The organism is Phormidesmis priestleyi ULC007, assembly GCF_003003695.1.
GTDB lineage: Bacteria > Cyanobacteriota > Cyanobacteriia > Leptolyngbyales > Leptolyngbyaceae > Phormidesmis_A > Phormidesmis_A priestleyi_A.
In genome coordinates this window covers 162,843-177,984 of the sequence record NZ_PVWG01000007.1, presented here as the reverse complement: position 1 = coordinate 177,984, position 15,142 = coordinate 162,843, and the positions used below count along the sequence as shown (strand labels likewise).

Annotated in this window: 2 protein-coding genes and 1 CRISPR repeat array (1 of these 3 running past the window's edge); both genes read left to right on the top strand. The window is 48.8% G+C overall.

Going from position 1 to position 15,142, the window contains the following annotated elements:
* Positions 1 to 4 precede the first annotated feature (4 nt).
* Complete coding sequence (gene cas1d / locus C7B65_RS09085) at positions 5 to 1,009, top strand: type I-D CRISPR-associated endonuclease Cas1d (RefSeq protein ID WP_073070722.1); 1,005 nt, start codon at positions 5 to 7, stop codon at positions 1,007 to 1,009.
* A gap of 28 nt (positions 1,010 to 1,037) precedes the next feature.
* Positions 1,038 to 1,310 carry a CRISPR-associated endonuclease Cas2 gene (gene cas2 / locus C7B65_RS09080; RefSeq protein WP_073070723.1) on the top strand — a complete coding sequence of 91 codons (273 nt, stop codon included), beginning with the start codon at positions 1,038 to 1,040 and terminating at the stop codon, positions 1,308 to 1,310.
* 251 nt (positions 1,311 to 1,561) lie between these two features.
* Positions 1,562 to 15,142: a CRISPR direct-repeat array (repeat unit 37 nt; unit sequence GTTCCAAAGAGCCTGAATCCCTTCCAGGGATTGAAAC) (it continues 1,066 nt past the right edge of the window).

The window sequence follows — 15,142 nt, the reverse complement described above, 5'->3', positions numbered from 1 at the left end:
AATAATGGGAACAGTCTACATTACTCAAGATGATGCGTTCATTGGTAAAACAGATGAGCGATTGCAGGTGAAGGCGCAAAAGAAAACGCTGCTAGATGTGCCGATGATCAAAGTCGATGGTGTGGTGGTGTTGGGTCGAGCTACCATTTCTCCAGCAGCGATGATCGAACTGTTGGAGCGCAAAATCCCACTCAGTTTTTTGACGGGCACGGGTCGCTATCTGGGGCGATTGGAGCCGCCGTTGACGAAGAATATTTTTGTGCGATCGGCTCAGTGGAAAGCGAGTGGAGAATCGGCGCAAGCGGTGCATGTGGTGCGAGGATTTATTCGGGGCAAGCTAAAGAACTATCGCAATACTTTGCTGCGCGCTCAACGAGAAACTGTGGAGTTGAATTTGCAAGCGGCGATCGCTCGGCTAGAACAAACGATCGCGCCAATCAACAATACCGAAAAAATCGATTCTCTACGAGGATTGGAAGGAGCCGGGAGTGCGGCTTATTTTGGCAGTTTTGCTCAACTGATTCGGGTGAAAGAGTTTTGTTTTGAGACTAGAAATCGCCGTCCCCCGACCGACCCTGTGAATGCGCTGCTGAGTTTTGGCTATTCATTGCTGGCAAACGATGTGCAGAGTGCGGTGAATATTGTGGGCTTTGATCCTTATCTGGGATATTTGCACGTCGAACGCTATGGGCGACCGTCGCTGGCACTCGATTTGATGGAGGAGTTTCGCCCGATCGTGGTGGATGCGATGGTGTTGTCGGTGATCAATCGCCGAGTCTTAACGCCAGACGATTTTACAACCGAGCCATTGAGTGGGGCGGTGTCGCTGTCAGATGAGGGGCGGCGATCGTTTCTACGGGCCTATGAGCAGAAGAAGCAGTCGGAGTTTAAGCATCCGGTGATGGGGCGAAAGTGTAGTTATCAGGAAGCGTTTGAAATTCAAGCGCGATTGCTGGGGAAATATCTGATGGGTGAGACAGAGCAATATCCGCCGCTCATTCTCAAGTAGTTGGTTGCTCTATTTATGAACCCAGATCATGCACGTTCTGATTGCTTACGATATTCCAGAAGATAAGCGCCGCACGAAGATTCACAAGGCTTTGAAGTCTTATGGACAGTGGATGCAGTTTAGTTTGTTTGAGTGCAACCTAACAGATGTTGAGTATGCGAAGCTAAGAGCTAGGTTGAGTAAGATGATTAAGCCTGAGCAAGATAGTGTGCGATTCTATTTTCTCTGCGCTTGTTGTCAGGCGAAGGTCGAGCGGATTGGTGGGGTGCAGGTGCGTGATGAGTCGATTTTCTTTGTTTGATGCGCGGAGGGGTAGGTGTTGAGGGCAGGTAGGCTATTTTTGGGGCTGAGGTGCCTGCTGTGTAAAGGTTAGATAGGTTTTGTGGTGGTGAGTCGATCCGCGCAGTCTCTCAAGTGCAGTGTAGATATAGGTTTCGATCAAAGGGTTGGTGTTAGTTTGTTCGCACGTCAGAGTTTACGATGGTATAATTTCAATGGTTCGCGCAACTGCACCTGGAAAACTAAATTTAATCAGGGTTACAGCCTCCCGCGGTTCCAAAGAGCCTGAATCCCTTCCAGGGATTGAAACAGGAGGCTGCAACGCAAGTTAGCCAAACAACGTTCCAAAGAGCCTGAATCCCTTCCAGGGATTGAAACATGACACGGTTTGCCATCTTGAAGGCAAGACGAGGTTCCAAAGAGCCTGAATCCCTTCCAGGGATTGAAACATAAATGCGAAGCATTTTATCTGATTGGGAAGAGGTTCCAAAGAGCCTGAATCCCTTCCAGGGATTGAAACTAAAGCCACATCCAAGCGAGTGCAATGAAAGTAGTTCGCAGAGGTTCCAAAGAGCCTGAATCCCTTCCAGGGATTGAAACTTCTGAGCTAAACGCATCATCCACAATGATCCCGATCGTTCCAAAGAGCCTGAATCCCTTCCAGGGATTGAAACCGAAATGCGCTGATGCACTCTTGCGATCTTCTGATGTTCCAAAGAGCCTGAATCCCTTCCAGGGATTGAAACAGAATAAATCAGAGCGATCGCTTCTTTTTTGCTCGGTTCCAAAGAGCCTGAATCCCTTCCAGGGATTGAAACCACATGATTATTGAGTACACGCCCAAGATGGAGGTTCCAAAGAGCCTGAATCCCTTCCAGGGATTGAAACTAAAGACGCGGGGATTCTTGAACGTGGTAGCGACAGTCCGTTCCAAAGAGCCTGAATCCCTTCCAGGGATTGAAACCGAGCCAAGGAAAACAGCGAGAGGGGACTGGCGAGAGTTCCAAAGAGCCTGAATCCCTTCCAGGGATTGAAACGAAAAACAGAGAGGACACGAATCAATTTTTTCTTGTGTTCCAAAGAGCCTGAATCCCTTCCAGGGATTGAAACGTTAAAGTTCACCTTGATTTGGGTCGTTGTGGCTGGTTCCAAAGAGCCTGAATCCCTTCCAGGGATTGAAACGGCGTAAGCGGTGACGATTTGAAAAAATCATTGACCTGCGTTCCAAAGAGCCTGAATCCCTTCCAGGGATTGAAACGTCGGTAGATCGCTCTTGGCTTTTAGAGCTAGAGGTTCCAAAGAGCCTGAATCCCTTCCAGGGATTGAAACAATTTCCTGCTGTAGTTTCTCAAGTTCAGTGCGAGTAGCGTTCCAAAGAGCCTGAATCCCTTCCAGGGATTGAAACAGCGATAGCGATGTAGCCACCAGCGCCGCGATCGGTTCCAAAGAGCCTGAATCCCTTCCAGGGATTGAAACTAGTCTTGAGTTTGCCAATTGGCTTGGCTATTCAAGGTTCCAAAGAGCCTGAATCCCTTCCAGGGATTGAAACTTAAACGCGCGATCGGGCATGGATCTCACCGTCGAAGGTTCCAAAGAGCCTGAATCCCTTCCAGGGATTGAAACAGGCAAGCCGCGATTCAAGGGAGTAGGGCGTTATCGCTCGTTTGTTCCAAAGAGCCTGAATCCCTTCCAGGGATTGAAACTGAGTGATCTTAATTAAAATCTCAGCATCGCTGTCGTTCCAAAGAGCCTGAATCCCTTCCAGGGATTGAAACCAGATTCTGGACTCTTCAAGAATCCCCGCGTCTTTAGGTTCCAAAGAGCCTGAATCCCTTCCAGGGATTGAAACACGCCCAAACGATCGCCGATCCGTTTGTGGGCAGTGGGTTCCAAAGAGCCTGAATCCCTTCCAGGGATTGAAACCCAGATTGCCCCACTTCTCGCCTCAAGACCAATGGTTCCAAAGAGCCTGAATCCCTTCCAGGGATTGAAACGACCATCGGCTACGGGAATATTGGCTGATGGCAGCGTTCCAAAGAGCCTGAATCCCTTCCAGGGATTGAAACTAATAATTTGCCTTGAAACTTAGTGCCGATTAGCTCGTTCCAAAGAGCCTGAATCCCTTCCAGGGATTGAAACTATGTCAGCGTTGGGGGAAGCTTCTCTTTAGCAAAAGCAGACGTTCCAAAGAGCCTGAATCCCTTCCAGGGATTGAAACAAACCTCGACTTCGCAGCCTTGCGAGAGGTGCGGGTTCCAAAGAGCCTGAATCCCTTCCAGGGATTGAAACACTGAGACAGTGCTTTCAGCCCAACAAGCTCTTAAAGTTCCAAAGAGCCTGAATCCCTTCCAGGGATTGAAACAACCCCGATTCAATCGCTGCTAGAAATGCAGGCGGCGTTAGGTTCCAAAGAGCCTGAATCCCTTCCAGGGATTGAAACAAAGCTTGAAAATGCTTGTAAACAGGCATCTTCAGTTCCAAAGAGCCTGAATCCCTTCCAGGGATTGAAACTAGCTCAAAATCAACCCACCCCACACCGTAGGAAGTTCCAAAGAGCCTGAATCCCTTCCAGGGATTGAAACTTACGGCTTTGCGGAACGAATCGAGCGAATTGGGGGTTCCAAAGAGCCTGAATCCCTTCCAGGGATTGAAACCTATCCACCTTTCGGACGAACAGACGCACGATCGGTTCCAAAGAGCCTGAATCCCTTCCAGGGATTGAAACAGAATAGACAAGCCTAATGAGATGTTAATCGCTTAGTTCCAAAGAGCCTGAATCCCTTCCAGGGATTGAAACGCATCATTTAAGCGTAGGAATTATAGCAGCGAGTTCCAAAGAGCCTGAATCCCTTCCAGGGATTGAAACTCAGCGCTACCACCAAATTCAGCTAGCAATTGCCGTTCCAAAGAGCCTGAATCCCTTCCAGGGATTGAAACCGATCAAGCCAGTAACGGAGCCAAACCGGGACTTAGTTCCAAAGAGCCTGAATCCCTTCCAGGGATTGAAACAGAGTGCCATCTTCACCGACGTTGATGCTGCCGGGGGTTCCAAAGAGCCTGAATCCCTTCCAGGGATTGAAACGCTCAAAGAGCAGTTGCAGGAATTGGGTTTCAGTGGTTCCAAAGAGCCTGAATCCCTTCCAGGGATTGAAACGATCGAGCGCTACGGCTTTATCGACCCACCTAAGTGGGACATCAATCTCGTTCCAAAGAGCCTGAATCCCTTCCAGGGATTGAAACCGAGAAACAGGCGAGGGCGCTGTCGGGCTTGATTTGTTCCAAAGAGCCTGAATCCCTTCCAGGGATTGAAACAACTCTATGGTTTCTGCTACGCGAGAAAGTTACTGGTTCCAAAGAGCCTGAATCCCTTCCAGGGATTGAAACTAACACATAGTCATTCGGATCAGACGGCTCATCAAGCGTTCCAAAGAGCCTGAATCCCTTCCAGGGATTGAAACTCGATAAATCGCTCAACGCGATCGCGCATCCAAAGAGTTCCAAAGAGCCTGAATCCCTTCCAGGGATTGAAACGCTCAAATCGCCGCCCAAGTCGTTGACGCGCGACTGTTCCAAAGAGCCTGAATCCCTTCCAGGGATTGAAACTGAAACAGACAGACTCGTATTGCAGGCATCGCGCGTTCCAAAGAGCCTGAATCCCTTCCAGGGATTGAAACGAGAGAGTCTTGCAGCCCTGAGATGTTGGCGATCGGTTCCAAAGAGCCTGAATCCCTTCCAGGGATTGAAACATCACGAACCCTCCCCCCAATTGATTCGAGAGTTCGTTCCAAAGAGCCTGAATCCCTTCCAGGGATTGAAACGCGATGAGCGAGTACAACGCGAGGGGAACACTGGGTGTTCCAAAGAGCCTGAATCCCTTCCAGGGATTGAAACACTCTATTTTGGCTACACCACCAGCGCCAGCGTTCCAAAGAGCCTGAATCCCTTCCAGGGATTGAAACAAATTATCAGCTAGTGGAATCAATTCTTTGCTCGAAAGTTCCAAAGAGCCTGAATCCCTTCCAGGGATTGAAACTGAGAGTCGATAGAGGGGCGCGATCGTAGTCACGGGTTCCAAAGAGCCTGAATCCCTTCCAGGGATTGAAACGCAGTCGGGTGCGGCAATCTCAACCATTTCAGGGCGGTTCCAAAGAGCCTGAATCCCTTCCAGGGATTGAAACGGGAACAATAAGGGCGAACCCTTTAGCTGAGTCGCCCAATGACGTTCCAAAGAGCCTGAATCCCTTCCAGGGATTGAAACGATTAATTGGACGGCTCCAGGGGCGGCGATCGGCTCGTTCCAAAGAGCCTGAATCCCTTCCAGGGATTGAAACCGGGGGCTTGGGGCATGATGGGGTGAAATACTAAGTTCCAAAGAGCCTGAATCCCTTCCAGGGATTGAAACGCCATAGGTCTAAGCGATCGTGCCCCTTTTTCAGGTTCCAAAGAGCCTGAATCCCTTCCAGGGATTGAAACTGAAGTCGAATCGCAGATTCAGCAAAAGCCTTATGTTCCAAAGAGCCTGAATCCCTTCCAGGGATTGAAACCAAACATCCGCACCGCAAACCGAGCCGGATAAGCGGTTCCAAAGAGCCTGAATCCCTTCCAGGGATTGAAACGAATCACAACATCAGCAAACAGCTTGTGAGCCAAGGTTCCAAAGAGCCTGAATCCCTTCCAGGGATTGAAACGCAACAATCCAAAACTGTCAGTTGTGGTGAATGTGTTCCAAAGAGCCTGAATCCCTTCCAGGGATTGAAACGTACCGATGAGACAATCGGATCGCCTCATGACATCGTGAAAGCGGTTCCAAAGAGCCTGAATCCCTTCCAGGGATTGAAACAGAAAAATCAAGGCGGCTCAGAAAGTGGAAGAGGGGTTCCAAAGAGCCTGAATCCCTTCCAGGGATTGAAACTTAATCGTGGGAACTGCGGTGAGCGTAATCGCAGCAGGTTCCAAAGAGCCTGAATCCCTTCCAGGGATTGAAACGAAGCTGTAAACCCTGTGTTGGCGAGGTTGGTTGCCGTAACGTTCCAAAGAGCCTGAATCCCTTCCAGGGATTGAAACGAGATTGTGCGAGATGGCAAACGCAGTGGCGCGATCGCGTTCCAAAGAGCCTGAATCCCTTCCAGGGATTGAAACTCGACAAACTGAATGCCGTGCTGTTCACACAGTTGCTTGATGTTCCAAAGAGCCTGAATCCCTTCCAGGGATTGAAACTGATTTAGTCAGACGCAGTAGAAAGGTCTACTCACGTTCCAAAGAGCCTGAATCCCTTCCAGGGATTGAAACAGGACAACAAACCAGCTTACACACGCATCCGGGCCAACGTTCCAAAGAGCCTGAATCCCTTCCAGGGATTGAAACTACAAAGTGCCATAAAATTAGACAACCTGAAAACGTTCCAAAGAGCCTGAATCCCTTCCAGGGATTGAAACGTAGAGTGCGACGGTCAAGCTGAGTACGCCATTTTTGGTTCCAAAGAGCCTGAATCCCTTCCAGGGATTGAAACGTTTTGAATCTGGCGCTGAGACGTGGTGCCGCCTCTGGTTCCAAAGAGCCTGAATCCCTTCCAGGGATTGAAACGTCAAATTCTTACAGACTCGATCGGGGGCTTGAAGTTCCAAAGAGCCTGAATCCCTTCCAGGGATTGAAACGGATAACTATGATATTTACGATCGACAACGCCTCACGTTCGTTCCAAAGAGCCTGAATCCCTTCCAGGGATTGAAACCAGTTTTCGCAGGGTCGAGGGCAGTATCAAGATCTGAGTTCCAAAGAGCCTGAATCCCTTCCAGGGATTGAAACTGAAACTGATGAATTAGCCCATACTTTGAGAGCGCGTTCCAAAGAGCCTGAATCCCTTCCAGGGATTGAAACCTGGTATCAGCAGGGCGATCAAAGAGGACATTTTTGTTCCAAGTTGTTCCAAAGAGCCTGAATCCCTTCCAGGGATTGAAACGTCGAAGATCTAGTTGGCAAAGACAAGATCACGATCGTTCCAAAGAGCCTGAATCCCTTCCAGGGATTGAAACTTCGACAGATGGTCAGTGGTACGCCCCCGATCTTTGGTTCCAAAGAGCCTGAATCCCTTCCAGGGATTGAAACCACACCGTCCGTAAGCTTGCCCCAGTGGGTTGAGGTTCCAAAGAGCCTGAATCCCTTCCAGGGATTGAAACAGCACCAGATCGCAGCCTCCTCCCGGGTAGAAGCCAACAGTTGTTCCAAAGAGCCTGAATCCCTTCCAGGGATTGAAACAACGCAGTTGCCCAAGGACTGATTGGTAATATCGGCGGTTCCAAAGAGCCTGAATCCCTTCCAGGGATTGAAACAAGGGAGATGCCTAAACGATCTGCTTCACCTCTCGCAAGTTCCAAAGAGCCTGAATCCCTTCCAGGGATTGAAACATCCGCACTTCCATTGGCAGAGACACGCCTTTACCGTTCCAAAGAGCCTGAATCCCTTCCAGGGATTGAAACTAGAAATATTGATTGCCCCATTCAAATCAGCATCGCCGTGAGTTCCAAAGAGCCTGAATCCCTTCCAGGGATTGAAACGCGTGTTCCCATCTAGCGATCGTCAGGTGGCACCGCGTTCCAAAGAGCCTGAATCCCTTCCAGGGATTGAAACCTCACATTCCGCCCGACCCTGCTTGGGGAATCTACCCCGTTCCAAAGAGCCTGAATCCCTTCCAGGGATTGAAACACGCCAGAACGGGAGACACCGAGTTAGTCATCCTGTTCCAAAGAGCCTGAATCCCTTCCAGGGATTGAAACAAAGGCTTCATTCGTTGATAGCGATTTTCTGCCTAGTTCCAAAGAGCCTGAATCCCTTCCAGGGATTGAAACAGGGTACGATCGCGCGACCTCCGATTTTTATCAAGTTCCAAAGAGCCTGAATCCCTTCCAGGGATTGAAACAAGAGACTGAAGTTGAGATCGTTCGAGCGATAGAGACGCTGTTCCAAAGAGCCTGAATCCCTTCCAGGGATTGAAACCTTAAGGAATTCACAATGGATACTCAAACTCTCACGTTCCAAAGAGCCTGAATCCCTTCCAGGGATTGAAACCAATAACGCCACCTACAGCTAAAAATACCTGGGTTATTTGGTTCCAAAGAGCCTGAATCCCTTCCAGGGATTGAAACGAGCATTAATCCGACCTGCGCCGATTCCATCCGCTCGTTCCAAAGAGCCTGAATCCCTTCCAGGGATTGAAACTTGGATCGCCCTGTGTAACTCGATGGTTTCTTGTAGTTCCAAAGAGCCTGAATCCCTTCCAGGGATTGAAACGCCCTGAAGGATTTAGCCCCATCAATGGCAAAGGCGGGGCGTTCCAAAGAGCCTGAATCCCTTCCAGGGATTGAAACTAAACTAGCTTAAGATATTCTAGGTAACATATCTAGTTCCAAAGAGCCTGAATCCCTTCCAGGGATTGAAACCCTGAGATGGGTGAAGCTCCTGTAGAAGACCCCAGGTTCCAAAGAGCCTGAATCCCTTCCAGGGATTGAAACAATGAATTGGATATGCTCCGAAAACATATCCATAGCAGTTCCAAAGAGCCTGAATCCCTTCCAGGGATTGAAACCCTGATGTAACTATTGGGATGTATGTAGATAAAGAGGTTCCAAAGAGCCTGAATCCCTTCCAGGGATTGAAACTCAGGCAACCACTGGGCAGCGCCCGTGCAGGCAGGTTCCAAAGAGCCTGAATCCCTTCCAGGGATTGAAACGTCATCTGGGTTATCCATTAGCATCTGTGATCATCGTTCCAAAGAGCCTGAATCCCTTCCAGGGATTGAAACACTAAGTCAGGTAACAACAACACCACTGCAATTGCTACAAGTTCCAAAGAGCCTGAATCCCTTCCAGGGATTGAAACTTCTTGTGTGTTCGGTTTAGTGTGCCCAATTCTCTGGTTCCAAAGAGCCTGAATCCCTTCCAGGGATTGAAACACTTTAAGGTTTTGCACCCAACAACCCCCTTAACTGTTCCAAAGAGCCTGAATCCCTTCCAGGGATTGAAACGTCTCCATCCAGACTTGATGAATACAAAACCATACCGAACGCTAGTTCCAAAGAGCCTGAATCCCTTCCAGGGATTGAAACGTCTCCATCCAGAACAACCGTAGCCTTACTTTCAAAGTTCCAAAGAGCCTGAATCCCTTCCAGGGATTGAAACCAGCATTCGCAACAGTGCGGAGATTTCGACCTCTTTGTTCCAAAGAGCCTGAATCCCTTCCAGGGATTGAAACATAGTAATACATGTAAGCAGCAAGCTGGTCAAAGTGTTCCAAAGAGCCTGAATCCCTTCCAGGGATTGAAACAAACTAGTTTTAGAAACCAAGAGTAATGATCTGGCGTTCCAAAGAGCCTGAATCCCTTCCAGGGATTGAAACATGCACTTGAAGGATACGAATGAGGTCAGTGAAGTTCCAAAGAGCCTGAATCCCTTCCAGGGATTGAAACAATAGCTTCTACTACGATGGATGGACTAAAGTAAGTTCCAAAGAGCCTGAATCCCTTCCAGGGATTGAAACCCCTTCTGTTGAAGGCAAGACTATTGCAGAGTTGCCCAGGTTCCAAAGAGCCTGAATCCCTTCCAGGGATTGAAACACCTAACTTTCCCTGCAACACTTGAGTTATCTGGTTCCAAAGAGCCTGAATCCCTTCCAGGGATTGAAACAGGGATAGAGATAGCAGGTCACCGATACAACGCTGACAGTGGTTCCAAAGAGCCTGAATCCCTTCCAGGGATTGAAACTCAAGTTCAGTTATTTTTCAAGTTTCAGAATCGTTGTTCCAAAGAGCCTGAATCCCTTCCAGGGATTGAAACATCGAGATATTCGATAAAATTGAAAATGAACAAGAGTTCCAAAGAGCCTGAATCCCTTCCAGGGATTGAAACATTGATGGGGATTGGTACGGGAACGTACGAGGTGTTCCAAAGAGCCTGAATCCCTTCCAGGGATTGAAACAGATTCAGTCGGTGCTTCTGAAGGTTTAGGTGATGTTCCAAAGAGCCTGAATCCCTTCCAGGGATTGAAACTTACTCACGGGGGTCTGGGGGGGGGGGACTGGAAGGTTCCAAAGAGCCTGAATCCCTTCCAGGGATTGAAACTAGCCTATCGAGAGATTGAAAACAATTGAAAATCGTTCCAAAGAGCCTGAATCCCTTCCAGGGATTGAAACTTCCAATCATCGAGCCAATCGCCGGGAGGAACAAGTTCCAAAGAGCCTGAATCCCTTCCAGGGATTGAAACGTAAAAGTCTGGCGTGTAGACCATGCAACATAGATCCGCTAGTTCCAAAGAGCCTGAATCCCTTCCAGGGATTGAAACTGAGACTGATGCAATGGCGTGGCATGAACTCACGAAAGTTCCAAAGAGCCTGAATCCCTTCCAGGGATTGAAACACCAGTAACCGAGAAGGGCACCAACTTACAGTGGTTCCAAAGAGCCTGAATCCCTTCCAGGGATTGAAACTGGGAATAAAGTAGCAACGAGCGGGACATTGCGTGTTCCAAAGAGCCTGAATCCCTTCCAGGGATTGAAACTAAAGACATTGGGACGCTGGTGGCAAGACTTCCTAGTTCCAAAGAGCCTGAATCCCTTCCAGGGATTGAAACCACTGAGAGGAAACTAGGGAATGTCATTATCCAAGGTTCCAAAGAGCCTGAATCCCTTCCAGGGATTGAAACGGGAGTCAATGTGAAACGAGCGCAACAGATACTTGGTTCCAAAGAGCCTGAATCCCTTCCAGGGATTGAAACCTCTCAGGGTTCGCTAACTCTCCACTCACTGCCGTGTTCCAAAGAGCCTGAATCCCTTCCAGGGATTGAAACAATGGAGAGGTTGTAGCCAGTACTTTAGAATGGAATGTTCCAAAGAGCCTGAATCCCTTCCAGGGATTGAAACTAGACCCAACACTGAACGGGACTATTGTTCACATGGTTCCAAAGAGCCTGAATCCCTTCCAGGGATTGAAACTGAAGACCCTTGCACGTAAAGCCATCTACTGAGAAGTTCCAAAGAGCCTGAATCCCTTCCAGGGATTGAAACCGTAAGCTCTGGGCTATGCTTCGCTCCTTGGTTGGTTCCAAAGAGCCTGAATCCCTTCCAGGGATTGAAACGCCGGGAGGAACAAGGGAAATCGCATCATTAAAAGTTCCAAAGAGCCTGAATCCCTTCCAGGGATTGAAACCACTCAGTACGACTTCCCAATACGGAGTGTTTGGGTTCCAAAGAGCCTGAATCCCTTCCAGGGATTGAAACCTACATTCCAGTTGAGTTTGCTACTGAGGAGAATGTTCCAAAGAGCCTGAATCCCTTCCAGGGATTGAAACTCAGAAGACTAGACAACTCATCGATGAAGCAGCAAGTTCCAAAGAGCCTGAATCCCTTCCAGGGATTGAAACAGAACCCACTTGCTCCCATTGACATCACACTCCCGTTCCAAAGAGCCTGAATCCCTTCCAGGGATTGAAACGCAACTCCCACAACAGTAGGGTGGTCAACCATGTCTGTTCCAAAGAGCCTGAATCCCTTCCAGGGATTGAAACCTACAAACTCCCTTGACTGCCAAAAAGCGCCTCAAGTTCCAAAGAGCCTGAATCCCTTCCAGGGATTGAAACTTGTAGTTATTGCGAGGGAATGAAGGGGAGATAGTGTTCCAAAGAGCCTGAATCCCTTCCAGGGATTGAAACATGGGTAGCGAGAGTAGCGATAGCGCCACTCTAGCGTTCCAAAGAGCCTGAATCCCTTCCAGGGATTGAAACAATATTTTGGCGGTTGAGTGGCTCTGGGAGGATGGGTTCCAAAGAGCCTGAATCCCTTCCAGGGATTGAAACAGCAGTATTGGCAGGATTGCCCAAGCCAGTATCAGGTTCCAAAGAGCCTGAATCCCTTCCAGGGATTGAAACTAATTACTATCCCACTAATTCATCATCATCAGTAGTTCCAAAGAGCCTGAATCCCTTCCAGGGATTGAAACGATGCGAGAACGACTGGAGGACGAAGAAAGAGCGGTTCCAAAGAGCCTGAATCCCTTCCAGGGATTGAAACAAAACTGCTCACCCGCTAACCCTATCGAGATCACGTTCCAAAGAGCCTGAATCCCTTCCAGGGATTGAAACAGGACGAGAAACACTGACAGAATGCCCCATTAAAGTTCCAAAGAGCCTGAATCCCTTCCAGGGATTGAAACGCAGATGGATTGTCGAGGTGTGAGAGTTGCAATATGTTCCAAAGAGCCTGAATCCCTTCCAGGGATTGAAACCTCGTTGGCCAAGGCTGGGTGAACAATGCTAAACGTTCCAAAGAGCCTGAATCCCTTCCAGGGATTGAAACGTCGTTCACCTCCTGGATGAACAACCCCATTCTCAGGTTCCAAAGAGCCTGAATCCCTTCCAGGGATTGAAACTTCATTGTTCCTCCATCCCCTACGGCTTGGGGCATTTGTTCCAAAGAGCCTGAATCCCTTCCAGGGATTGAAACGACGAAGGGACTTATGGCGGCGAGGTAACTGTTTCGTTCCAAAGAGCCTGAATCCCTTCCAGGGATTGAAACTCGTCAGGCGGTAATGCAGATTAGATTGCGCCGAAGTTCCAAAGAGCCTGAATCCCTTCCAGGGATTGAAACCAAATAATTCTCGCACACAATAAACTTTAGGGGCGTTCCAAAGAGCCTGAATCCCTTCCAGGGATTGAAACTCAATACAAAAACCCTAATTAAAGCAAAATCCTAATGTTCCAAAGAGCCTGAATCCCTTCCAGGGATTGAAACAGACGAATTTCTCGCTCGTATCCAGCCGTAAGGCGTTCCAAAGAGCCTGAATCCCTTCCAGGGATTGAAACGATATTTTCTTGCGAGGTATCTAATTCACCTCGTACGTTCCAAAGAGCCTGAATCCCTTCCAGGGATTGAAACAATTCTAAATCTGCAATTTCTTTCTCTGTTAGGGTAAAGTTCCAAAGAGCCTGAATCCCTTCCAGGGATTGAAACTTTAGGCTGCGAACGTTGAGCGTGACAATCTCTGGTTCCAAAGAGCCTGAATCCCTTCCAGGGATTGAAACCTAGCCGACGAGCAAGCCGCGCTAACGAATCGACCGTTCCAAAGAGCCTGAATCCCTTCCAGGGATTGAAACCTGACTGCTCTGAAGAGTTGGGACGCGATGTTAATTACGTTCCAAAGAGCCTGAATCCCTTCCAGGGATTGAAACGCAGCCAAATACCTCAGATCTAAAAATCAGGAAGTTCCAAAGAGCCTGAATCCCTTCCAGGGATTGAAACAGAGATAAATGAAGAGGTAGAGGCGATCGCGAGATGGATTCGTTCCAAAGAGCCTGAATCCCTTCCAGGGATTGAAACCAATTTTATGGCGGCATTCACCCTGATTTTGAAACGTTCCAAAGAGCCTGAATCCCTTCCAGGGATTGAAACGAAAACAGTATCCTGATTCTGGACGTAAACGTCTGAGTTCCAAAGAGCCTGAATCCCTTCCAGGGATTGAAACTCGATATAGGCTTTGCAGCAGCTATCGGAGGAGCGCGTTCCAAAGAGCCTGAATCCCTTCCAGGGATTGAAACCTTTAACGCTTTCCTGCTGCTGGTGCGAAGCGAAGGTTCCAAAGAGCCTGAATCCCTTCCAGGGATTGAAACGCTGAACTTGGCGGCTCTCCAGGGGGCAAGGAATCAGGTTCCAAAGAGCCTGAATCCCTTCCAGGGATTGAAACGAAATTCCGGGCATGGGTACACCCGACGCGGATCAGTTGTTCCAAAGAGCCTGAATCCCTTCCAGGGATTGAAACGGGAAGGATGCCCCGATATCGCTTGCAGCAAGAGGCGTGAAGGTTCCAAAGAGCCTGAATCCCTTCCAGGGATTGAAACGCCATGAATAATCAGCCGCATTTTGCTCTAATAGGGTTCCAAAGAGCCTGAATCCCTTCCAGGGATTGAAACGAGTACGAGTCCGTAGCTGCCATCGCGGTAGGTCGGAATGCGTTCCAAAGAGCCTGAATCCCTTCCAGGGATTGAAACTAAGGGACGATCGCGACTTCTGGATAGACGAGTTTGTTCCAAAGAGCCTGAATCCCTTCCAGGGATTGAAACAGATACAGAATCCGCTTATAAGAAAGGCAGTCATGTTCCAAAGAGCCTGAATCCCTTCCAGGGATTGAAACTGCGGAGTCGATTAGCTCATTTAATGGCGGCAACTCTGTTCCAAAGAGCCTGAATCCCTTCCAGGGATTGAAACATGACACCGAGCGATCTCTTAACATTCAAGTGCCCGTTCCAAAGAGCCTGAATCCCTTCCAGGGATTGAAACCTAGATCCTGAAGTGCAAAGAGCGATCGAGGGCAAGCGTTCCAAAGAGCCTGAATCCCTTCCAGGGATTGAAACGACTCGGACTCAGAATTTTGAGAGGCTTTAGAGGAGGTTCCAAAGAGCCTGAATCCCTTCCAGGGATTGAAACGGAAGTTCTGAAGCTAGTCGCACAGGGATTAACAGGTTCCAAAGAGCCTGAATCCCTTCCAGGGATTGAAACAAGACTTTCTCACGAGATGCTGACAACATCTCGGCAGTTCCAAAGAGCCTGAATCCCTTCCAGGGATTGAAACGGATCGTCGAACGAGAGATGAGGAGGGCGATCGCGGTTCCAAAGAGCCTGAATCCCTTCCAGGGATTGAAACGGTTCTAGGCGTTGCCCTGACCACCGCATGGGGTTCCAAAGAGCCTGAATCCCTTCCAGGGATTGAAACGAAATTATGGGACTCGCTGCCGTGCCGCCCAGGGGTTCCAAAGAGCCTGAATCCCTTCCAGGGATTGAAACATCTAGCAAAGTTTGCCAGTAGAGACGATCGCT

Coding starts and splice junctions, on each gene's coding strand:
- cas2 (WP_073070723.1), top strand. CDS start 1,038: ATGCACGTTCTGATTGCTTACGATATTCCAGAAGATAAGCGCCGCACG.
- cas1d (WP_073070722.1), top strand. CDS start 5: ATGGGAACAGTCTACATTACTCAAGATGATGCGTTCATTGGTAAAACA.